Source organism: Paenibacillus apii (genome assembly GCF_011043685.1).
In the GTDB taxonomy this organism is placed as follows: Bacteria; Bacillota; Bacilli; order Paenibacillales; family Paenibacillaceae; genus Paenibacillus_AQ; species Paenibacillus_AQ sabinae.
Genome location: NZ_JAAKGU010000006.1, coordinates 227,701 through 250,095, shown reverse-complemented (window position 1 = coordinate 250,095; position 22,395 = coordinate 227,701). Strand labels below are relative to the sequence as shown.

At 56.3% G+C, this 22,395-nt stretch carries 19 protein-coding genes; 14 read left to right on the top strand and 5 right to left on the bottom strand.

All coding sequences use genetic code 11. The features are described 5' to 3' along the window. Positions 1 to 293: 293 nt before the first annotated feature. Complete coding sequence (thrS, locus tag G5B47_RS15115) at positions 294 to 2,207, bottom strand: threonine--tRNA ligase (RefSeq protein ID WP_165099573.1); 1,914 nt, start codon at positions 2,205 to 2,207, stop codon at positions 294 to 296. Positions 2,208 to 2,616: 409 nt separating this feature from the next. Further along, positions 2,617 to 3,525, bottom strand: a complete 909-nt coding sequence (locus tag G5B47_RS15110) for a LysR family transcriptional regulator (RefSeq protein WP_165099571.1) — start codon at positions 3,523 to 3,525, stop codon at positions 2,617 to 2,619. A gap of 352 nt (positions 3,526 to 3,877) precedes the next feature. Between G5B47_RS15110 and G5B47_RS15105 the strand changes: the two genes are divergently transcribed. From G5B47_RS15105 to G5B47_RS15070, 8 genes are all read left to right on the top strand, one after another. Next, entirely contained in the window at positions 3,878 to 4,546 is a 669-nt protein-coding gene (locus tag G5B47_RS15105; protein ID WP_025336227.1) for a succinate dehydrogenase cytochrome b558 subunit, read from the top strand. 15 nt (positions 4,547 to 4,561) lie between these two features. Next, positions 4,562 to 6,307: a succinate dehydrogenase flavoprotein subunit gene (sdhA, locus tag G5B47_RS15100; RefSeq protein WP_165099568.1), complete on the top strand. Its 1,746-nt coding sequence runs from the start codon at positions 4,562 to 4,564 to the stop codon at positions 6,305 to 6,307. Between the two features lie 231 nt (positions 6,308 to 6,538). Further along, complete coding sequence (gene sdhB, locus G5B47_RS15095) at positions 6,539 to 7,303, top strand: succinate dehydrogenase iron-sulfur subunit (RefSeq protein WP_165099565.1); 765 nt, start codon at positions 6,539 to 6,541, stop codon at positions 7,301 to 7,303. Positions 7,304 to 7,795: 492 nt separating this feature from the next. Beyond that, positions 7,796 to 8,656, top strand: coding sequence for an MBL fold metallo-hydrolase (locus G5B47_RS15090; protein WP_165099563.1), 861 nt, complete (start codon positions 7,796 to 7,798; stop codon positions 8,654 to 8,656). Positions 8,657 to 8,861: 205 nt separating this feature from the next. Continuing rightward, positions 8,862 to 9,626: a DUF3891 family protein gene (locus tag G5B47_RS15085; protein ID WP_165099561.1), complete on the top strand. Its 765-nt coding sequence runs from the start codon at positions 8,862 to 8,864 to the stop codon at positions 9,624 to 9,626. Between the two features lie 288 nt (positions 9,627 to 9,914). Next, entirely contained in the window at positions 9,915 to 11,267 is a 1,353-nt protein-coding gene (locus G5B47_RS15080) for an RNA-guided endonuclease TnpB family protein (RefSeq protein WP_165099559.1), read from the top strand. 98 nt (positions 11,268 to 11,365) lie between these two features. Next, the gene (locus G5B47_RS15075) at positions 11,366 to 12,106 is read left to right on the top strand and encodes an ion channel (RefSeq protein WP_165099557.1); all 741 of its coding nucleotides are present in this window, start codon (positions 11,366 to 11,368) and stop codon (positions 12,104 to 12,106) included. Between the two features lie 107 nt (positions 12,107 to 12,213). Continuing rightward, positions 12,214 to 13,155 (top strand): metallophosphoesterase, encoded by a 942-nt coding sequence (locus G5B47_RS15070; protein ID WP_165099555.1) that lies wholly within the window; start codon positions 12,214 to 12,216, stop codon positions 13,153 to 13,155. Positions 13,156 to 13,317: 162 nt separating this feature from the next. On the opposite strand, the gene G5B47_RS15065 is transcribed toward G5B47_RS15070, so the two are convergent. Further along, positions 13,318 to 14,742, bottom strand: a complete 1,425-nt coding sequence (locus G5B47_RS15065; RefSeq protein ID WP_165099553.1) for an MFS transporter — start codon at positions 14,740 to 14,742, stop codon at positions 13,318 to 13,320. Positions 14,743 to 15,039: 297 nt separating this feature from the next. On the opposite strand from G5B47_RS15065, the gene G5B47_RS15060 reads away from it, so the two are divergent. Beyond that, a complete protein-coding gene (locus G5B47_RS15060) occupies positions 15,040 to 15,267 on the top strand; it encodes a helix-hairpin-helix domain-containing protein (protein WP_165099551.1) in 228 nt (75 codons plus the stop codon). Positions 15,268 to 15,357: 90 nt separating this feature from the next. Here the strand turns inward: G5B47_RS15060 and G5B47_RS15055 are convergent, their stop codons facing one another. Further along, positions 15,358 to 16,167, bottom strand: a complete 810-nt coding sequence (locus tag G5B47_RS15055) for a histidinol-phosphatase (protein WP_165099549.1) — start codon at positions 16,165 to 16,167, stop codon at positions 15,358 to 15,360. Between the two features lie 46 nt (positions 16,168 to 16,213). Further along, positions 16,214 to 17,119, bottom strand: a complete 906-nt coding sequence (locus G5B47_RS15050) for a LysR family transcriptional regulator (RefSeq protein WP_025336216.1) — start codon at positions 17,117 to 17,119, stop codon at positions 16,214 to 16,216. 251 nt (positions 17,120 to 17,370) lie between these two features. Here G5B47_RS15050 and G5B47_RS15045 point away from each other — a divergent pair, with 251 nt between their 5' ends. The 5 genes from G5B47_RS15045 to G5B47_RS15025 all read left to right on the top strand — a co-directional run bounded on the left by G5B47_RS15045 (position 17,371) and on the right by G5B47_RS15025 (position 22,187). After that, a complete protein-coding gene (locus G5B47_RS15045; protein ID WP_025336215.1) occupies positions 17,371 to 17,829 on the top strand; it encodes a chemotaxis protein CheX in 459 nt (152 codons plus the stop codon). 52 nt (positions 17,830 to 17,881) lie between these two features. Continuing rightward, positions 17,882 to 18,658: an SDR family NAD(P)-dependent oxidoreductase gene (locus G5B47_RS15040; protein ID WP_165099547.1), complete on the top strand. Its 777-nt coding sequence runs from the start codon at positions 17,882 to 17,884 to the stop codon at positions 18,656 to 18,658. Between the two features lie 94 nt (positions 18,659 to 18,752). Continuing rightward, the gene (locus G5B47_RS15035; RefSeq protein ID WP_206107382.1) at positions 18,753 to 20,225 is read left to right on the top strand and encodes a DEAD/DEAH box helicase; all 1,473 of its coding nucleotides are present in this window, start codon (positions 18,753 to 18,755) and stop codon (positions 20,223 to 20,225) included. Then, the gene (locus G5B47_RS15030; RefSeq protein ID WP_165099545.1) at positions 20,222 to 20,968 is read left to right on the top strand and encodes an ABC transporter ATP-binding protein; all 747 of its coding nucleotides are present in this window, start codon (positions 20,222 to 20,224) and stop codon (positions 20,966 to 20,968) included. Before G5B47_RS15035 ends, G5B47_RS15030 begins: the two co-directional genes overlap by 4 nt. 1 nt (position 20,969) lies before the next feature. Continuing rightward, positions 20,970 to 22,187, top strand: a complete 1,218-nt coding sequence (locus G5B47_RS15025) for an ABC transporter permease (protein WP_165099543.1) — start codon at positions 20,970 to 20,972, stop codon at positions 22,185 to 22,187. Positions 22,188 to 22,395: the final 208 nt, after the last annotated feature.

Genomic DNA, 22,395 nt, shown 5'->3' with positions numbered 1-22,395 from the left:
CTGACAAAAGCACGGCTGGTGGGCATTGCTGGATAACTAAGGGGGAAGCTCGCTCCTTACCTTTTCCGGATATTCGCATACCCGCGTAGCAGCAGTTAAAGCAATGAGAAAGACTCTCCAAGGCCGTGACGGGCCGAAAGAGAGTCTTATTTCGAAATATAAGTCCATCTATAAGTTTTACGCTTATAGATGGACTTATATTTTTACGAGAAACGGATGCCCTTCTCCTGAGAAGACGGCGAAGCCGTTTCTTCTTTCATATTAGCGCCGGGGCGGAGCCGAAGGTCCGCGCTTTATCGTTTGGCGTGGATTTCTTCGGTCATCTGTTCGATCAATTCCGCCAGGCTTCGGGAACCAAGATCGCCTTCACCCCGTTTTCTCACGGACACATTGCCGGAGGACTGCTCGTTCTCGCCCAGAATGAGCATATACGGCGTTCTTTGCAGCTGGGCTTCGCGGATTTTGTAGCCCAGCTTCTCGTCTCTAAGGTCCATGCCGGCGCGGATACCGGCGCCTTCCAGCGATTTTTTCACCTCGACGGCGTATCCGTTAAACTTCTCCGAAACGGGCAGAATCTTGGCCTGAACCGGCGCAAGCCAGACCGGGAAAGCACCTGCGTAATGCTCGGTGATAATTCCGATGAACCGGTCAAGTGAACCGTACACGGCGCGGTGGATGACGACCGGACGATGTTTCTGGCTATCTTCACCGATATAGGAGAGGTCGAATTTCTCCGGCATCTGGAAATCCAGCTGGATGGTCCCGCACTGCCAGCTTCGTTTCAGAGCGTCGAGGATATGAAAATCGATCTTCGGACCGTAGAACGCTCCGTCTCCTTCATTCAGGCGGTATGGAATGCCGCTGGCCTCCAGACACTGTCGCAAAGCCTGTTCCGCTTCGTTCCACAGCTCTTCGGAGCCCATGGAATCTTCCGGCCGCGTCGACAGCTCGACAGTGTACTGGAAGCCGAAGACCTGGTAAATATGGTCGATCATTTCTATGACGCGGCCAATCTCCTCCTCGATCTGCTCCGGCAGCACGAACAGGTGCGCGTCATCCTGGCAGAAGGTGCGGACCCGCATCATCCCGCCCAGCGCTCCGGACAGCTCGTGGCGGTGTACCTGTCCGAATTCCGCCAGCCGGATGGGCAGTTCCCGATAGGAATGCAGATTATTCTTGTAGACAAGCATATGGCCCGGGCAGTTCATCGGTTTAAGAGCATACTTTATTTCATCTACATCGGTAAAATACATATTGTCCTTGTAGTGATCCCAATGCCCGGACTGTTCCCACAGCCGGTTATTCATCATCAGCGGCGTGCGTACTTCGTAATATTCCCGCTGCCTCTGCAGTTCCCGCGCAAAATTCTCCAGCTCGTTACGGATCGTCATCCCGTTCGGAAGGTAAAAGGGCATTCCCGGCGCTTCCTCGGAGAACATGAACAGTTCAAGCTCTTTGCCGAGCTTGCGATGGTCGCGTTTTTTGGCTTCCTCAAGGAACTGCAGATGCTCATCAAGCTGCGACTTTTTCGAAAACGCGGTCCCGTAAATCCGCTGCAGCATTTTATTGCTGGAATCTCCCCGCCAGTAAGCCCCGGCGACACTTAACAGCTTGAATGCTTTGATACGGCCTGTCGACGGAAGATGGGGACCGCGGCACAGATCGGAGAATTCACCCTGATCGTAGATACTGATAACGGCATCCTGGGGCAGATCCGCGATCAGCTCCAGCTTGAGCGGCTCTTCCAGCTCCTCGAAGATGCGAACGGCTTCGCCTCGGCTGACAACCCGGCGGACGATGGGGAGATCCTCTTTGATCACATTCTCCATCTCTTGCTCGATTGCGGCAAGATCGCTGTCAGTCAGCGGCTTCTCTATATCAACGTCGTAATAGAATCCGTCTTCGATCACCGGCCCGATGCCGAGCTTGACCGCCTGGGCGCCGTAAATACGTTTGATGGCCTGGGCCATAATATGCGCCGCGCTGTGTCTGTAGATTTCCAGTCCTTCTGTACTGTCCGCCATAACCAGCCGCAGGAGGCTGTCCTGATCGATCGGTTCACTCAGATCCGCGAGCTTCCCGTTGAGCAATCCTGCTACGGCCTGTTTTTTCAGTCCCGTACTGATGGACTCCGCCACTTGTTCAATTGTCGTGCCTTGCTGATACCTCCTAATTGCGCCATCCGGTAAAGTTACTTTGATTTCCATCTGTCCAGCCTCCATTTCCTGATTATTTTGGGAAAACAAAAAAAAACGCATCTCATCCACAAAAGGGACGAGTGCGTTTAAGCTCGTGGTTCCACCCTGATTCGACCTGCGGCGAGTAATGCTCCGGCTGCTGCCGGACACTGCCGCTGCAAGTCCTCATTGGTATCCGGTAACGGGGATAAGGCGGTGCCGCATACTGCCGTGAAACTTAAGCATTCGTTCCATGGGTTCAGCGCCACGGCTGCAAAGGGGTAATTTCGCACCCGGTTGCCGAAGAAGCTTTCAGCCTGAGCTTCTCTCTCTGGACGGCCCGTGAAGGAAATCATGTCTTTGGTCATTGCCTGATGGGGATGTTGAATTGGATGGATATTACATTACCTCACGTTCTAAGATCAAGTCAAGCGCCAATTTAAAGAGCAGCGGGTCGCCCCGCCCGGAACACCTCTTCCGTCACCTGCACCAGACTGCGCGCCGCAGCGCTCAAGTCGCCGGTGTCGCGGTAGATCAGACAGGTGGTCCGCTGGGTCAGCTCCAGCTCCTTGATGTGCAGGGAAGCCAGCCCTCCTCCCGACAGCAGCTCCGGTCGAAGATAGGAGTTGGGGAGCAGCGCCGCCGCCTTGATCGTCGGGAGCAGCCGGATAATGGCCTCAAAAGAGTCGATCTCCATGCGGATATCGGGCTGCACGCCGCTGCGCTGGAACAGGTCGTCCGTCATGCGGCGGTACCAGGTTCCCTTGGAGAACAGGATCATCGGCAGCCCGTTCAAATGCTCCATCTCCAGCCGGGACAGCCCGGCGATCGGATGATGTCCGGCGACAACGAGCCGCAGCTGATCCTCGAACAGCGGGACGCAGCGCAGGCCGGGCTCGTCGGTGGCGGAAGCGATGATGCCGACCTCGGACCGTCCTTCGCGGACGGAAGTGACGATCTCATGCGTCTTGCCCGTAATGAGCTTCAGCTCGGCGGCCGGATATTTTTCCATGTATGCGTTGACGAGCGGCGGCAGCGTCGTCTGCAGCGTGGTCAAGCTTGCGCCAAGGGCGACAGACAGCGGCTCGCCCTGTTTGAACCTTGCGATCGCCTCCAGGAATTTGGCGCGCTGCTGCCGCTGCTCCAGGGCATAGGTGTAAGTGAGCCGTCCGACCTCGGTCAGCTCAAGCCTTTTGCCATGGCGGTTGAACAGCGTGACGCCCAGCCGTTCCTCCAGCTTGGAGATTTTGCGTGACAGGGCGGGCTGTGACAAATTTAGCTGACGGGATGCCCGGTTCAGGCTTGATTGTTCTACAACCGCCGCAAAAATATCAAGGTCATCAAACATAACGTCACTCCTTCCGGCTGCTCCGGATTTTCTGCGAGCGTCCAAGGGTACTCGACCGCTGCCGCCATTTGAAATTCCAGTCATTTTACAGGCAGTCTTATGCGTATAATTTATAACGAATAATAATTAGATTGCAATTCCCTTATAAGATAAAAAAGAGTAACATACAAAGTGACACAAGATATTCACAATTTGTGAAAAATGAAGCAAGGCCTTGCCAGGCGCGGAAGAGGGGGAAATGGACAGGTTCTTCGGCAGAGGAGACCCTTTGATTCCCTGTTTCAACTGCGGTCCAGCAGGTGTATGCTCATTAATGAAAACGCTGTTTTATTCGGAAAGGGGACCCCGCATTATGAGAGGCTTTTATTCCAGAAAAATTCATTCCTTGCTCGGTGTTATCCCGCTGGCATTCTTCTTCATCGAGCACATGCTGACGAATTTCTCGGCGGTGGAGGGGGGCTCTGAGGGTTTTAAAGACAGTGTGCTGTGGCTGAACAGCCTGCCGCTTGTCTTCTTCCTGGAATTATTGTTCATTTGGCTTCCCCTGCTGTACCATGGCGTCTACGGGCTGTATATCGCCTACCAGTCCAAGCCAAACCTGAACCGCTACAATCTGGAACGCAACTGGCGCTATACGCTTCAGCGGATCACCGGCATCGTCACCTTTATTTTTGTCATCTGGCATTTGTACGAAACCCGGGTGCAGGTGGCGCTTGGCAACGTTACGCATGAAGAGCTTGGCGGCGTGATGCATGATATCGTTACCCAGCCTTGGTGGCTTGCTTTTTATATCGTCGGCATTGTCGCGGCCTGCTTTCATTTCGCCAACGGGCTGTGGTCCTTCCTCGTCAGCTGGGGCATCACAGTGGGTCCCCGTTCGCAGCGGGTATCGTCCTATTTGTGCATGGGCTTGTTCGTTCTGGTGACGTTCATGTTCCTGCTGTCGCTGGTCACGTTCCGTGACAGCGATTTCAAAACAGCTGAGGCTATTGTCCAAACTGCAAATACTGTCATCCAATAAGGGAGTGAACCTGTCATGGCAACAGCCGATATCATTATCGTAGGCGGCGGTCTGGCCGGCCTGATGGCTACCATCAAGGCGGCGGAAGCCGGCGTTCATGTGCATCTGTTCTCACTTGTTCCCGTCAAAAGATCGCACTCAGTCTGCGCGCAAGGTGGCATCAACGGTGCCGTCAACACGAAGGGCGAGGGCGACTCGCCTTGGGTGCATTTTGACGATACCGTATACGGCGGGGATTTTCTCGCCAATCAGCCTCCGGTCAAGGCGATGTGCGAGGCGGCTCCGGGCATCATCCACCTCATGGACCGGATGGGCGTCATGTTCAACCGCACGCCGGAAGGGCTGCTCGACTTCCGCCGGTTCGGCGGAACGAAGCATCACCGGACGGCTTTTGCGGGCGCGACGACCGGGCAGCAGCTTTTGTACGCGCTCGATGAGCAGGTGCGGCGCTGGGAGGTCGAAGGCTTCGTGACGAAGCATGAGAACTGGGAGTTCCTCTCCGCCGTGATCGACGATGAAGGCATCTGCCGCGGCATCGCGGCCCAGGATTTGCGCTCGATGTCGATCGAGACGTTCCCGGCGGATGCGGTCATTCTGGCGAGCGGCGGTCCCGGCATTATTTTCGGCAAGACGACCAACTCGGTCATCAACACAGGCACAGCCGCAAGCGCCGTGTACCAGCAGGGCGTACATTACGCGAACGGGGAGTTCATCCAAATTCATCCGACGGCTATTCCGGGCGACGACAAGCTGCGGCTAATGAGTGAATCGGCGCGCGGCGAAGGCGGACGCATCTGGACCTATAAGGACGGCAAGCCATGGTACTTCCTTGAGGAAAAATATCCGGCCTACGGCAACCTGGTGCCGCGCGATATTGCCACCCGCGAGATTTTCAACGTCTGTGTAGATCAGGGGCTTGGCATTAACGGCGAAAATATGGTCTATCTGGACCTTTCGCATAAAGATCCGAAGGAGCTGGACGTCAAGCTCGGCGGCATCATCGAGATTTATGAGAAATTCATGGGCGACGATCCGCGCAAAATCCCGATGAAAATTTTCCCTGCGGTCCATTACTCCATGGGCGGCATGTGGGTCGATTACAATCAGATGACGAATATTCCCGGCCTGTTTGCGGCGGGCGAATGCGAATACCAGTATCACGGCGCGAACCGGCTCGGCGCGAACTCGCTCGTGTCGGCCATCTTCGGCGGCATGGTGTCGGGGCCAAAGGCCGTAGAATATATCAAGGGGCTGAAAAAATCGGTGCAGGACGTCCCCGCTTCCGTATTCGACAGCTACCGGCGCGTGCAGCAGGACAAATACGAATCGCTGCTCGGCATGAGCGGAACGGAGAACGCGTATGTCCTCCATAAAGAGCTTGGCGAGTGGATGACCGCCAACATGACGGTGGTCCGTCATAACGTGAAGCTTGAGGCGACCATAGGCAAAATCAAGGAACTGAAGGAGCGCTACCGGGGCATCAACATGAGCGATACCTCGCGCTGGAACAATCAGGGCGTGGCGTTTACCCGGCAGCTGTGGAACATGCTGGAGCTGGCAGAGGCGATGACGCTCGGCGCGCTGCTCCGCAACGAAAGCCGGGGCGCGCATTACAAGCCGGAGTTTCCTAAGCGCAACGACGAGGAGTTCCTAAAGACGACGAAGGCGTCCTGGACGCCGGACGGCCCGTCCATCTCGTATGAAGACGTGGATGTATCGCTGATTCCTCCGCGGGTCCGCGACTACTCTAAGGACAAATAACCGGCTCGCGTCGGTGCGATCCAAACGAAGTCTACGCTTCCTAAGCCAATTTTTGCGAAGTGATCCATAGAAGCTTATGCTACCAAAACTAAGTCCACGCTTCCGAAGCCAGTTTTGCGAAGTGATTCATAGAAGCTTATGCTATCCAAACTAAGTCCACGCTTTCGAAGCCAGTTTTGCGAAGTGATTCTGTAGTAGCGTATGCTATCAAAACTTTTAGGAGGGGTAACTATGGCGGAACCAGCGGCAGCTCCCAAAAACGTCAAATTTATCATCACCCGCCAGGACGATCCGCAGAGCGCACCCTACACGGAGGAATTCGATCTTCCCTACCGTCCGGGGATGAACGTCATCAGCGCCCTGATGGAAATTCAGCGCAATCCGGTCAACGCCAAGGGCGACACCACGGTTCCCGTCTGCTGGGAATCGAACTGTCTGGAGGAGGTGTGCGGCGCATGCTCCATGGTCATCAACGGCAAGCCGCGTCAGGCCTGCGCCGCCCTGATCGATAATCTGGAGCAGCCGATCCGCGTCGAACCGATGAGCACCTTCCCCGTCGTGCGTGACCTCGTCATCGACCGGACCCGAATGTTTAACGCGCTGAAAAAGGTGAAAGCCTGGATTCCGATCGACGGAACGTACGATCTCGGTCCGGGCCCGCGCATGGCCGAGAAAAAGCGCCAGTGGGCTTACGAGCTGTCCAAGTGTATGACCTGCGGCGTCTGCCTGGAGGCTTGCCCGAACGTCAACAGCAAGACCGACTTTATCGGTCCGGCGGCCATTTCGCAGGTCCGCCTGTTCAACGCCCATCCGACGGGCGAGATGAACGCCGACGAACGGCTGGAGGCGCTGATGACGGATGGCGGCATTGAGGGCTGCGGCAACTCGCAGAACTGCGTCCGCGCCTGCCCGAAAGGCATCCCGCTGACGACCTCCATCGCAGAAATCAACAAGCAGACGACCAAGCATATGTTCAAGCGGTGGCTGGGCGTCTAGCATCTATAGCAAGTATCCAATAGCAAGCAGTCAAATAGCAGATGCCGGACCCACCACAGCGGGCTGCCCCGGATTACGATCCGGCGGCGGCCTGTTCTTTTGCCTTGAATAAGTGACGGATTTAATACAACATGGAGATAATATGCGCTTAATAACTGGAATTTGGATGATACAGCACTCCATTTTGTTCAGGCACTGGGATGAACGGGAAAACCTCCATCTTATTTTCGAAAAAAACGATAATTAAGACGTTGGACGGGAAAACCTCCGCCTTATTGTCCGCGTTTTCTGCATATTCGACCAAATTGCCGGATTAAGATGGAGATTTTCCAGTCTGGATCCTAATCAAGCCCTTTATTTGAAAAATAAGCGGGAGAATTTCCGGTCCATCCATCCAAAGCCCGATTAGCGCGCCTAAATTTGGATTGATCACTGTGCGCCAATTCTGTATTTGTCAACGGATACACTTGACGCTAAAAAGGGGAGATGAACATGACGCACCATTATCAACAGTTAAGCCCGCATGTCATCATCATGCATGCCGAGCATGAAACCGACCGTCCCATCCTTGCGGCCATTGCAGGAGAGCGGCGGACGCTGCTCATGGACGCCGGCAATTCGCCGGTGCATGCGGAGCTGTTCCGCAGTGAGCTTGAGCGGCGAGGGGTCCGCCTTCCGGAAATAATGGCGCTGACCCACTGGCACTGGGATCATACCTTCGGCATGCAGGCCTGGAGGCTTCCGGCAGCGGCCCATAAGGAAACCGCCCGGGCGCTGTCTTCGCTCCGGGGGCTGGACTGGTCGGACGGCGGCCTCCTGAACTTGATTTCAGATGGAATCATCAGCGAAGAGAGCGCCGCCGATATTCGTAAGGAGTTCGGCAGCCATCGTGATATCCGCATCACCGAGCCGGATATTCTGTTTCAGGACCGGATCGAGCTTGATCTCGGCGGCGTTGTCTGCGAATTGGTACATGTGGGAGGAGACCATTCCGCCGACAGCTGTATTTTGCATGTCCGGGAGGACCGGGTGCTGTTTCTGGGCGATGCGCTGGGACCTTCCGTGTACGGGGGGCCGCGAAAGTATACCAGTGCCGCTTTTTTAAAGCTGCTGTCTACGGCATACGGATATAACGCGGACTGGTACGTGGAATCGCATGGCGTTCCGATGAGCGGGGAAGAGTTCCGCAGCGATCTGGCGGGTTGGGAGATGCTGGCCCTGACCGTGGAACGGTTCGGCCATAACCGGGAACAGGTGATCCGGGAAATGAAGGCCTTATTGCAGTTGGATGAGCTGCCTAAAGATCTGCTTCAGGGTCTGGATTATTTCATGGCAGGCGTGGAGCCGGTGTGAGCGGAAGGGGCAAATGTGAAGTCTGTAGCTCAATCTAGGGCGACGCGTACCCGGCTGGCTATTCTTTTTTGAAGCCGATTCTTCCGCTGCCGCCGATTCCAAATCGCCCAGGCAAATATGTTATAATCTCCGTATTAATGTGTGGAAATGGGATCTGCTGGGAGGTATAGCGGTGATTTGTCGGGATTAGGATGAGAAGTTTGTCATGATCAAGCAGCATGACCACGGGCTGCTGGCCGGGGAATTTGCGTCGCGGTTCCGCAGGGAAGAGGTGCCCCGGAAGCGCCACACGGATGAAGTGCTGTATGCCATAGCCAACCATGACCGGGGCTGGGTTGACCTGGACGAGACGCCTTTCTGGAACGATACGGCCAAGGTGCCATACAGCTTTATCGATTTTCCCGTCGTGCCGAAGCTGACCTTTTACCGGCGGGGGCTGGACGAGATTGAGACGGTTACTCCGTACGGCGCGCTGCTGTGCAGCCTGCATTATGAGCGCCTGATCGAAGTGTCCGGCGAGAACGCCCCCGAGCTGACCGTCTATCTCCAGGAAGAGGAGCAGCGCCGGTCCCGGATTCACCGGGAGCTGGAGAAGAACGGAGCGGCCATCGGTGAGGCGGAGCTGTATTACGACAGCCGGCTGCTGCAGTTCTGCGACGATCTGTCGCTGTTTATCGGGTTGCACGAGCCCGGAACGCAGACGAAGGATATCCATCCCTGGTTCAAGGAGGGATTCTCCCGCACCGGGGAATTCGATTTTACCGGCGGACGGGTCATCACGGCTGAATGGCGGGGAACGACGCTGCTGCTCGATCCTTACCCGTTCACCGAATCGTTTGAAGTGACGCTGCCGGTGCGCCGGGTGCCCCGAAGTGAGGCAGCCTCCCGCGGGCTGGCGGCGGCGTACAGCTGTACGCCGGAGACACCGGTAAGCGTGACTATCGCCGAAGGGGAACTGAAGCGGCCATAAGAGCCTCAAGCCGTGCCGGATGCAGGGAGAGTTCCGAAGAGCATCCCGTAGGGCAAAACAGCCCCGGATGCGACATGTTCCGAAAGCCGTAAGTCAGCAAGACACAGACCTTAAGCGGCATGCAATCCATTTTTTCGGCTGCCCGGAGGACCTACCTTGAACGGATTTAGTGTCGCAGTCCCCGACCTCTAAGCCAACAGTGAAGGTGGGGTTAGACACGTCCGCTTTGCCAAACATATGTTCTTGTGCTATGCTGGATTCATCAAACATGCGATGGAGGCGTATCTCATGAAGGTGGTTAAAACACTTAAACATCCTATTATATCTCACCACCGCATGCTGGATGCGACTCTCCATGTATACCAAGAGGCGCTGTCCTTCTTGATTACTGTCATTCAAGAGCAGTTTATAGCCTTTGCATCGTTATCCACCCAAGCGGTGGTGACGGCTGTAGAACGGCTGACTCATCGTACCAGGCACAATCCGAATCCGCTCTACGCCGAGTTTGATCAACGCTTTTATAAGTTTCCTTCGTACTTCCGCAGAAGTGCCATTGCCGAAGCGTTTGGCATTGTAAAAAGTCATCATTCCCGTTTTGAGCTTTGGCAAGCCGAGCGGCAACACGCCCAGCAAGAAGGGAAACGCTTTTCGAAGAAACCGCCGATACTCCAAGCTGAGCATCAGGCGTTCCCTTGCTTGTACAAAGGCAACATGTTCATTCGAACCTCTGATACGACAGCCAACATCAAGATATTTCATAAAGGTGATTGGGTATGGCTCGCCATTACCTTTAAGGGGCAAGACCTATTTAAACGTAACGTGTGGAGCATGAAAGAATGCAGCCCCACATTGGTTCGGAAAGGAAAACGCTATGCCCTTCATATCGCCTATGAAGGGGATGTGAAGTTGACTTCAGCGGAATATTCTAAGCAGCGGGTGTGCGCCGTAGATTTGGGGTTAACGAATTCCGCAGTCTGTTCCGTGCTGGACGCAAGCGGCACTGTCTTGGCGAGGACCTTTATTAACCAAGCCAAAGAAAAAGACCGAATGCGCCAAATCACAGGAAAACTGAAACAAGCCCAGCGACAATCCGGTCTAGGCGCAAAACCGAATTTCTCGCGGCGGATGAACGGCTTACAGACGCATATCGTCCACGATACCGCGCATCAAATCCTCGCCTTTGCCCAAAAGTACCACGCTGATATCATTGTCATGGAGTATTTAGGCAAGATGCGTCTGCCTAAAGGAACGTGGGGAGCCAAGCGGCTTCGTGCCAAACTCCAGTTTTGGGCCAAACGGCGCATCCAAACGAAAGTGACCGAAATGGCGCATTTTCTAGGGATGCGGGTTTCCATGGTCAACCCGGCGAATACCAGTGCGCTTGCTTTTGACGGCAGTGGATTTGTACAACGCAACACAAAGCGGGATGTTGCTGTATTCGCAACAGGAAAAACGTATCACGCGGACCTTAATGCCTCATATAACATCTGCGGACGATACTTGCTACGTAATATACAAAAATCCACATCTGAAAAGACGTGGTTGTCCTTGGAGGCCAAAGACCCTTCATTGGCAAAACGAACGTATTGGACGTTGGCTTCCCTCATTAGGGCGCAACAGGCATTGAGTCTTCAAACATGAAGCTCACAAGCGTGTGCAACCCTGTATCGATGCCAACAGAAGCCCCCACTTCAGGCGTAAAGCTAAGTGGGGGAGAGTTCAACAGGAGCGAACAACTAATGAATAGATGGATGTGGGCCCTCAACACGGCTGTGGTGCTTCTTATGGCTTTTTGTTTCTATCGGGCAAAGACCAAATGGGTGAGCAAGGGCGTGTTAGCCGTGCCGCTCCTCATCTACGTGCTGTTCTCCGTGGAGGATTTGCTGAACTTGATCAGCATGAATGTTCTGGTAACGGGGGCCGGCGGGCTGAGAAGCCTGATTGTACTGTTCTGTTTGGTATCGGTCATTTTTTTTCTGATTTTTATTTTCCAGGAAATAAAGGAATCGAACCGCAGGGAAGTCAAAATCCGCTCCACACTTGCTCGGATCAGTATTGCGACGATGACCTGCATCCTGTTTTTCACCATCGTGTACACTTCGATTTACAAGCTGTTCGGCCAATCCTCCTTTCGGGGAGAAGGAATCGGGAATGATTTGATCACGCAATTGGTCTCGTTCCTGTATTTCAGCGTCGCGACCTTTACGACTGTGGGTTACGGGGACATCGCCCCGATCGACAACACTTCAAGGCTTGTGGTCATTATGGAGATCGGTTTCAGTTTCATTACCGTGTACTACGCGCTGGCGATGCTCGGACTCTTCCGCAAAATACTCGGGAACGAGCCGGAGGAAGAAATTGAGGCGGAGATTGAAGTGGACATCGAATACGGGGCCCGGGATGAATTGAAGGAAGAGGTTAAGAAGGAAGTGAAATCCGGCGCGGGAGACAGAGCGGAGAAAGGCGGCGAAACCCGTTAAAAACCCGGCAATTAAACCGCTCTTATAGAATGGCGGAAGACATATGGGAAGTCCGGCAGCCTAATCCGGCGGGATAGAGAGACAAGGTACGAAAGGAGGAAAGGCCAATGAACGAACCGGCGCATAACAAGTCTTCAGCTCCCGCCCCAATCGGCGGATCCGGCAACTTGGCCGATTCTTCTTCAACCGGAACGGGCGGCAAAAAAATAACGCGCCGGCAGTTTCTGGCCCGCGGAGCGGCAACGTTAATCGGCGCGGGTCTGCTGACGGGCGGGTACAGCTGGCAGGGAGAGACGCGCTGGCTCGATATTACCCGCATGACGCTGTCCTGGAAGGATCTTCCTGCCGCGTTCTCGGGTATGAAGCTTGTCCATTTCAGCGATGTGCATCTGGGCTTCAACAAGGATGCCGACGATGTCAAACGGCTGGTGCGCCATATCCGGGAGGCGGAGCCGGACCTGATCTGCTTCAGCGGCGATATCGTCGACAGCTACCCGGAGGATTTGACGGAGTCCGTTCCTCTGTTTGCCGGTCTGACTGCACCGATGGGCAAATTCGCGGTGCTCGGAAATCATGATTACAAGCATGCCGAGCAGCTCGTAGGTCTGCTGGAGGCCGCTGGTTTCAAGGTGCTGCGAAATGACCACGTCCTTATCCGAAAGGGGGGGGCGGCCATTGCCGTCGCGGGAATGGAGGATTATCTGATCAACAGCCCCGGCCCCGATCCGAAGAAGGCGATGGGCGGCATTCCGCCGGGCATGTTCACGGTGCTGCTCATGCATGAGCCGGATTATGCGGATTTTGTGCAGGACTATTCCATTCAGCTTCAGCTGTCCGGGCACAGCCACGGCGGACAGATTCGCATCCCGTTTGTGGGGGCCCCTTTCCTGCCGGACGGGTCGACCAAATATATCAGCGGCCTCTACACGGTAGGGGAGCCGAACAGGAAGCTGTACGTCAATCGGGGCTTCGGCGAGACGTACATGCCGTTCCGCTTTATGTGCCGGCCGGAGCTGACGGTGTTCACTCTCCGACGGACGGAAGGATAGCGGCCACAGCCGGTCAGAACTTGTTACACAAATGAAATAATACCGTTATCAAACTCTAACAGTGCCGGGGTAAACTGTATACATGACCCCCTTTTGAAAATATATATTTTGTTGGGACCCGAGAAATCGGGTCCATTTTTTTGGTGCCGGGACTGAGCCGTTTTAATTGGCGCTATTGAGACTTTTGCCGGGCTGCTTCCGCCGCAGGACGCTGCCGGCCGCCGGGTCCAGCCGCACCGCCTCCAGCGTTGCGAGTGAAGCGATGATGCCCAGAATGAAAAAGGAGACCGTATAAGCTCCCGAGCCGCCGGAAGATCCGGTTGCCCATCTCGCGATCGGCTCTCCCGCGCGCAGCGCCACCGTTGCCGAGGCGATGCCGAAGGCGGCGGCAAGGTTCTGCATGGTCGAGGCAAGCGCATTGGCATGACGCGTGTTCTCCGGCGAAATGTCGCTGTATGCAATCGTGGTATACGCAGTAAGCGCCGTGGAGCGGACAATACCGCTGATCAGCGTGAGCAGGGCGATCAGAACGATCGGAACAGCCGGCGTAATCAGTCCGTTCAGAATCATGGTTAGAGCGCCAATTGCCGTGGAAACAATCAGAACGCGGCGGAAGCCAAACCGGTTGATCAGGAAGGTGGTGGCGGGCTTAATGCCGATGTTGCCGATAAAAATAAACAGCACAATGCCGCCCGCAAGCGTCGGGCTCCAGCCGAAGACGTTTTGAAACAGCAGCGTCAGCATGAACGGTGCCGAACCGACCATCATCCAGTACAGCGAGCTGCCGAGCTGGGAGGAGCGAAAGGTCGGGATGCTTAAAATCCGCAGCTCGACAATAGGGTTTGAGACCGTCAGCAGATGTCTGACGGCGAAAATAGAGACGGCCAGGAAGACCGCTGTCAGAAGCAAGCCCTTGCTCCAGGAAACTCCGGTGTCCGCAAGCACATGGGCCGCGTAAGTCAAACCGCCTACCCCGATGCCCGTAAGCGCTACTCCGGTTACGTCCAGTCTGGAAGGCGCCGGTTCGGTCTCGTCTTCGATCAGCTTCCAGGCGGCGATAAATCCGGCGATGCCGAGCGGAAGGTTGATCAGAAACAGATATTCCCACGAGGCGTAGGTGATGATAAGTCCTCCGGCAAGCGGAGCGATAGCGGGCGAGATCAGCCCGGGCCAGACGAGATAAGACATGATTTTCAGCAGATCCCGCTTCTCCGTATGCTTGATAACGACCACCCGGCCGACCGGAACCATCATTGCGCCTCCGAATCCTTGCAGCACCCTTGCCGCGACCAGCGTCCCGAGATTTGGCGACAGGGCGCAGGCAAGCGAAGCAAGTGTGAAAATGGCAATGGCCGACAGAAAGATAAGCCGGGTTCCGAACTTCTCGGCCAGCCAGCCGCTGATCGGAATGAACACGGCCAACGTGACCATGTATGCGGTAACAATAAGTCCCATTTGCGCCGAAGAGACTTGGAGCGCCCGGCTCATGGCAGGCACCGCCGTAGTGACAATGGTGCTGTCCAGGTTCTCCATGAAATAACAACCGGCGACAAGCAGAGCGGTATTGCGGAGCTTTGGCGAAATCACAAGGCGCCCCCCCTCTCCCGGCAAGAACCGGGGCAGACCGATTCCGAATGCATTGCGCGATCGCTCCCTCCTGATCGAGTTGTAGACAAATTTTTGTTTAATAAAAGGGCGGATAAATTGGTATAACCATTTAGTTGTTACCAATTTTATGTCGATTTTGCCGGCATGTCAATGCGATTTGTCCGAAACTGTCTTTGAGTCCATGGCTTGGGCGGAACCTCTTGCCAATGACCGGACCGAGCGGTGTCTCCCGCGTTCATTATAGGTATAATGGATATACAGGGAAGGAGGGATCTGATGAAGGAGAACGATATCGCCGGTCGGACGAGCGATTTCCCGGATAAACTGAGCCAACCTGCAAGACGAGCGCTTCAAGGGGCAGGCTATTCGACTCTGGAGCAGCTTGCGGAGGCCAGTGAAGCGGAGCTTCTGAAGCTGCATGGAATGGGTCCGAAAGCGATAGAGCAGCTGAGGCAGGCAATGATGGACAAAGGATTGCAATTTGCGGACAAGGCGCAGGGTTGAAATAAAAACAGCGGCCGCGGGACCTGTAAAAGTTTCCCGAACTGCCGCTGTTTTCTTGTTAAAGCCGGTCCTTGCGGATAATCTGTCCCATTACAACGGGACCTCTATTTTCTGCTTCTGCTTGTAATAGACCCAGGAGGTGAAGCCGATTTCCTTCAGCCGGGCCGCTACCGCCTCATGCTCGTCGCCCACCCTTGACGGTTTGTGCGCATCCGAGCCGAACGTTACAGGCACACCATAGCGCAGCGCCCGTTCCAGGATGTCGTCTGAAGGATACCACCCGCCGCTCAGCTTGGTCTTCCCGGAGGTGTTGATCTCGATCGCCACACCGCTTTCGCCAATAATCTTCAGGCACTCGTCAAGCGGCCCTGGGGCGGGAATATTCGAGAAATCGGGATAGTTGCCCTTCATGGCGTCGATATGGCCGAGGATCTGGAACATGCCGCTGCGGGCGGACTCGGCGATCAGGCGATAATACTCGGTCTTGATTGCGATCTTCTCCTTGTCTCCGAGGCCCTTCCAGCGTCCTTTGTTAAAAATGCTGACGCCTCCCGTGCTGTGCACGGAGCCGATTACATAGTCGAAAGGGTAAGCGTCCAGAATTTTTCGGTACGTCTCCGCATGCTCCGGGAAATAGTCGGACTCGATGCCGAGCAGGACGTCGATGACGCCTTCATACTCTTTTTTCAGAGAGAGGACTTCTTCCACATAATTGGCGAACTCCGATTTGGCCATGGCGATATGGGGAAAAGCACGGTCGCTCGGATCTCCGAAATAGGGGGTGTGATCCGAAATCCCTATAACTTCCAGCCCGGCCTTGATGCCGGCCTCTATGTAGTTCCGGATGTTTCCGTCAGCGTGGCCGCAGCGGAAATGATGGGTATGCAGGTCGAATTTCATTGAAAGAACATCTCCTTGGCCAGTTTGTGTGATAAATAATGACGTTCTACTCCGAACCGATGAACTGCGTCTCCGGCATCCCTTTCAGATCGCTGAGGAACTGCCGCATCGCGGAGTTGACGTATTTGCCCGATTTGGTAATGACCCCGACGGGGTGGGTGACCTCCAGCTCCATGATCGGAATGATCTTGAGGGTCCCCGCGCGGACCTCCTCCGCCACCGACTGCTTGGAAATGATGCCCGCTCCCAGATCCAGCTCCACCATCCGTTTTACTTCTTCGCTGCTGGTCAGCTCCATAATGACATGGGTCTGAATGCCATGCTTGGCAAAAACCTCTTCCGCGAACATCCTTCCAACCGTATCGGGCGAGAGCAGAATAAGCGGTGTTTGGCCAAGCACTTCGACGCGGGCGCTGCCGGGATTCGAAGCCAGCGGATGCCTCGGAGACACGACGAGTTCGAAAGTGTCATAATAGAGAACCGAGGTGGTCATGCCGGGACTGTCTCCGATCAGGTAACCGATGCCGACATCGACCTGACCGTTCTCGACATGCTGATAGATCTGCGTGGAGGACATGGATTGGATGGATGTTTTGATATGAGGAAATTGGTCCTGAAAATACGATAGAATGCGCGGCAGAATCTGGATCGCGATGGAGGTCGTTGTACCCAGTATGATATGGCCCTGCGGCGTTTCATCCAGGTCGGCAAGCCTCAGCTTCAAATCGTCGACGATATTGACGATCTGCTCCGCATGCGTTAGAAATACCTGTCCCTTGTCCGTCAGCGTAACGGGCTGGTTCCGGTCCACCAGCTGGGTTTTGAACTCTTCCTCAAGGCTCTTGATCTGTGCGGAAACTGCCGGCTGGGTCAGATTGAGCAGCTCTCCCGCCTTGCGGAAGCTCATCGTTTTGGAGATCATGATAAGCGTCTCCAGTTGGCTGATGTTCATGGAATACCTCCCCTGCCAACTATTTGTTGACTCATCGGTTATGTACATAGTTTACGCCGAATGTTGGCATTTAATTAAATTATAGGAGATTCTGCCGGGCAGGGCAATGACACCGCTCACCCTGCAGTTATTTCCTTGCGCAAAGCATTAATTTTTGGTGAATTGTGCCGATATATGAGATATACTATACCAAGATCGTTGGGACTTTCGGAATATGACTTAAGTCCGGTAAAGGGGGACACAGCACTATTATGAAGGCAGAAGTGATTAATCCGTTTTTAGAATCTGCGCGCGTCGTAATTGAACAGGTGATTCAAGTGTCGCCGTCGACCGGAAATCTTGGAATCAAAGATATTGAGTTGATCGATAACCATATATGGATCAAAGTCGGGATGACGGGACAGATGAGCGGTGATATCGTCTTTGGGATTGCGGAGCATGTGGCGCTGCGGATGGTGTCGGCCATGATGGGAGGCTATCCCATTGCGGAGATGGATGAAATGGGACAAAGCGCCATTTCGGAGCTCGGCAATATGATCAGCGGCAACGCGAGCACGATTCTGTCCAACCAGGGTGTTGTGGTGGACATCACGCCTCCCCAGGTTATGAAATCGGAAAATCTGACAGCCTTCCTGCCCCGCAAAGCGCTGAGCATTCCGCTTGTTATGGACGGAATCGGCGAGCTGGATATTCAGGTGATGATCTCTTAGAATTATAAGAGAGAATTTGCCATCAGGCAAGATAGGAGCTGAGGATCGGGCGATGGAACTTAAGGGTAAAATCGCGGTCATCACCGGCGCTTCCAGCGGCATCGGCGCCCTTACGGCGCATCTGCTTGGACAGCACGGAGCCATTCCGGTGCTGCTTGCCAGGTCGGAGGACAAACTAAGGGCTGCGGCGGAAGGTATAACGGGCGAGTACGGACTGTACCGCTGCGATGTTAGCCATTCCGGCGAAGTGGAAGAGACGTTCGCCAAGATTATAGCGGCATACGGCAGAATCGATATTCTGCTCAATAATGCAGGCTTCGGCCGATTCGCGGACTTCACGGAAATGCCGGTCGAGGAATTCGGCGAAATGATGAATGTCAATTATATGGGCGTTGTCCGCTGCACCAAGGCGGCTCTGCCGCATATGCTGGAGCGGGGAAGCGGGCAGATCGTCAATGTGGCCTCGATGGCCGGCAAGATCGGCACCGCAAGGTCGGCGGCCTATACCGCCTCGAAGCATGCCGTCCTCGGCTTCACCAACGCCTTGCGGCAGGAGCTGCGCTACAGCGGCATCACCGTGTCTGCGGTCAATCCGGGGCCGATTGAGACTGAATTTTTCAAGCTGGCCGATCCCTCCGGAGATTACATCAAGAATGTGGGCGGCTTCATGATGACTCCCCAGTATGTCGCCGAACGAATCGTGAAGCTTATCGAGAAGGACAAGGAAGAGCTGGATTTGCCGCGGCTGGCAGCTGCCGGCATTCGCTTGTACGGGCTGTTCCCCCGGCTGGCGGACAAGCTGACATACAAAATGCTCAACCGGAAATAATATAGTGAGAAGCAGAGGGGCCTTCCATTTGGTGGATAGGCCTTTTTGGCATATAATGAAGGAATACAATAAAGCGAAAAGGATGAATTTCCCTATGACTAAAGCTTCTTTTGCGGCTATCGGCATCCAGGAAGATCTTGAAGCCCGATTGTCGGAATTCGGCATAACCTCCCCTTCTCCGGTTCAGGCGGAGACCATTCCGCTGCTGCTGGAAGGACGGGACGTGATCGCCGCTTCCCAGACCGGGACAGGCAAAACGCTGGCCTACCTGCTGCCCCTTCTACAAGGAATCGATCCGCAGCGCAGGGCGGTTCAGAAGCTGGTGCTGGCCCCGACCCAGGAGCTTGCGATGCAGATTGTACGCGAAGCGGAGCGCTACGGCGAGGGGCGCGGCATCCGCACGCTCGGACTGATCGGCGGAGCGGCGGTCGGGCGCCAGATCGAGAAGCTGCGCGAGCATCCGCAGCTCGTGGTCGGCACCCCGGGACGCGTACGCGAGCTGATCGCAGTGCGCAAGCTGAAGATGCACGAGATCGCCACCATCGTCATTGACGAGGCGGACCAAATGTTCCAGCTTGGGGGCGCGGGCGAGCTGGAGAAGATCATCGCGAGCGCGCTGCGCAGCCGTCAGCTCGTCATGCTGTCGGCGACCATCGGGCCGGAGACGCGGGCCTTGGCTTCGAAGGCCATGAACGATCCGGCCGAGGTAGGCATCGATCCCGATACCAAGGCGGCGCGCGGGCTGGAGCATCTGTATATCGCCGTGGAGGAGCGGGACAAGGTCGATACGCTGCGGCGGGTGCTGCGCTATTATAACCCGGACCGGGCGATCGTCTTCGCCAATACGCCCGAGACGATTGCGGAGGTGGAGGCGAAGCTGAATCACCTCGGACTGACGGCGGCGGCGCTCTACGGCGACGCCGACAAAGTGACGCGCAGCACGGTGCTGGGCCGCTTCCGGGAGGCGAAATTCCGCGTGCTCGTGGCGAGCGACGTGGCGGCGCGCGGGCTGGACATCGAGAATCTGCCGCTTGTCGTCAGCTTCGATCCCGCGTTCGACGCGGAGCACTACGTGCACCGGTCGGGACGGACGGGACGGATGGGCCGCAGCGGCCTGTCGCTGTCGATCGTCACGCCGCAGCAGACGTTCATTATGCGCAAGTTCGCACGGGAGCTCGGCATCCCGCTAAGCGAACGCGCGCTGTACGGCGGCCAAATTCTGCCGCCGGAAGAAATGCGCGGCGGCGCAGGCCCGCGCCGCGACAAGCCGCGCAGCGGCCAGCCGGCGGTGCGGACCGCCGGCATTCGCCCGCACGCCGCGCCGGAAGCGGGCGGCGCGGCCGGGCGCGGGCAGGGCCGTGACGCCGGCGACGGGCGTCACGGGGAGCCGCGCGGCAGCAACGCGCGCCCCGCGGCAAGCCGCGCAGCGGCGGGCTCCGGGCGGAACGGAGCCAAGGCGTCTGCTCCGGCGGGGAAGTCCCGCCACTCGGACCGGGACCGCAAGAGCAAGAACAAGGGAGCGCCGAAGTGGCTGAAGGACAAACGATCCGGAGGTGACGGGCAATGAGGGCTGCTCCCGTGCTGGAGATTGCGGGCCTGACCGGCGGGTACAGCCTGAACAAGCCCGTGCTGCACGATATTTCCCTGAAGGTGCAGCCGGGTGAGATGGTCGGGCTGATCGGTCTGAACGGAGCAGGCAAGAGCACCACCATGAAGCATATTCTCGGCCTTATGACGCCGCATAAAGGCCGGATCGCCGTTCAGGGCCGAACGCGGGAGGGCGATTCGGAAGGGTATCACAGCGCGCTTTCTTTTGTGCCCGAGTCGCCGCTCTTGTATGAAGAGATGACCGTGCGCGAGCATGTGGAATTTACGGCTAGAGCCTACGGTGTCAGCCGCGCCGATTACGAGGCGCGCAGCCGCCGGCTGTCGGAGCTGTTCCGGATGGAGGATAAGATGGACAGCCTCTCCGGCCATCTGTCCAAAGGGATGAAGCAGAAGGTGATGATTATGTGCGCTTTTGTCGCGAGTCCGGCGCTCTATGTCATTGACGAGCCCTTTCTCGGCCTCGATCCGCTCGGCATCCGCTCGCTGCTGGACTTCATGATGGAGATCAAGCAGTCGGGATCTTCTATTCTGCTCAGCTCCCACATCCTTTCCACGATCGAGAACTACTGCGACCGTTTCATCGTGCTGCATCAGGGCAAGGTTATCGCCGAGGGCGGTTTGGCCGAAATAGGGGCTGCCGCAGGCAAGCCGGGCCTGCCGCTGGAGCAGCTGTTCTACGAGCTGGTCCAGGGAGGGAAGTAGCATGGATCTCAGAGAGCTGCAGGGGCAGCGGCGCAGCCGGGCGGCCGGCAAGCTTCTTTCTTATGCGGGCTATATTATCCAGAGCGGTGTGGCGGTTGTGCTGATGTTCATCCTGATCGCGTTTTCGGCCTGGTACACCTCGGTGCTCAGGGATATTCCATCCGGCCTGCCGATCCGCTGGATCATGCTGGCAGCGCTGCTGCCGGCCGCGGTTCACAGCGGCTTCCGCACCTATTTGCAGCCCGCGGACGCCGTCTTTCTGCTGCCACAGGAGCACCGGATGCACGAGTATTTCGCCCCGGCATGGACCAGGGGAACGGTGTGGAAAAGCCTCCGGCTGCTTCTCGCGCTCCTCATTTTGTGGCCTTTATACATACGGACGGAGGAATCGCCGAAGTCTCTGCTGGTCACCGCTGCGCTGCTGCTTAGCGTCAAGCTTCTCTCCGCCTACGGCTGCTGGCGGGAGCTCAAAATGCTCTCCCCCGCCGCATCCGCCGGGTACCGGCTGCTGCGCTGGGCGGTGGGCGGCCTGATCATCGCCGCCTGGCTGTGGCAGCCTTTCCATAAAGGGCTGGGTTTCTCGCTGCTGCTGGCGGCGGCTTACCTGTCGGCGCTGGCCGTGCCCGCCCGGCACACCGTTCCATGGGAGCGGCTGATCGCCCTGGAGAAGGCGCAAAGCGGCCGGGCGTTAATGCTGCTCGGATGGTTCGTCGAAGTTCCCGGACGCCAGCAGCGTGTCTATCCCCGGCTGTGGCTCTCCCGCTGGGGGGCGGGGCTTCCGTGGCGGCGGGACAGCGCCTACCGCTATCTGCTGACCAAAAGCTTTGCCCGCGGCGATATCCTGGGGATTGTGCTGCGCCTTGGACTATTGGCGCTGGCGCTGGAGTGGTGGAACCGCGGCAGCCTTGTCGGGTCGGGGATTTATCTGTTCTTCCTGTTCATCATCGGCGTCCAGCTCTCCGCCCTGGCGAAGCTGCACGGTGAATCCTTCTGGCTGACGGTCTATCCGCTGCCGGAGAACAGCCGGAGCCGCAGCACCGTCTCCTTCGTGTTCCGCGCGCATCTGGCATTCGCGATCGCGATGTGGCTCCCGCTGGCTGCTGGAAGCGGCACGCTCCCCAGGGCGCTTAGCGCGCTGGCCGCCGGCGTGGTGATTGTTCTGATTCTCCGGGCTCGCCTGGGGAAGAATATGCGGAGGGCCGAAGGCGACGATCTCTAGAACATCCCGAACCGGAGTTCTCCTGTCATGGCAGTGGTTGGCCGGCCATCACGAGTATTTATTACGCAGCGTCTGCTCTCTAAAGCACTATAAACCAAAAAAACGGGACCGGATAAGGAGTCAATCCTTACTGGTCCCGCTTTTTTTGCCAAGCTTTTGGTTCAGACAGATGATGAGCTGAGCTCCGCAGCACACTGTTTTTTTTGAA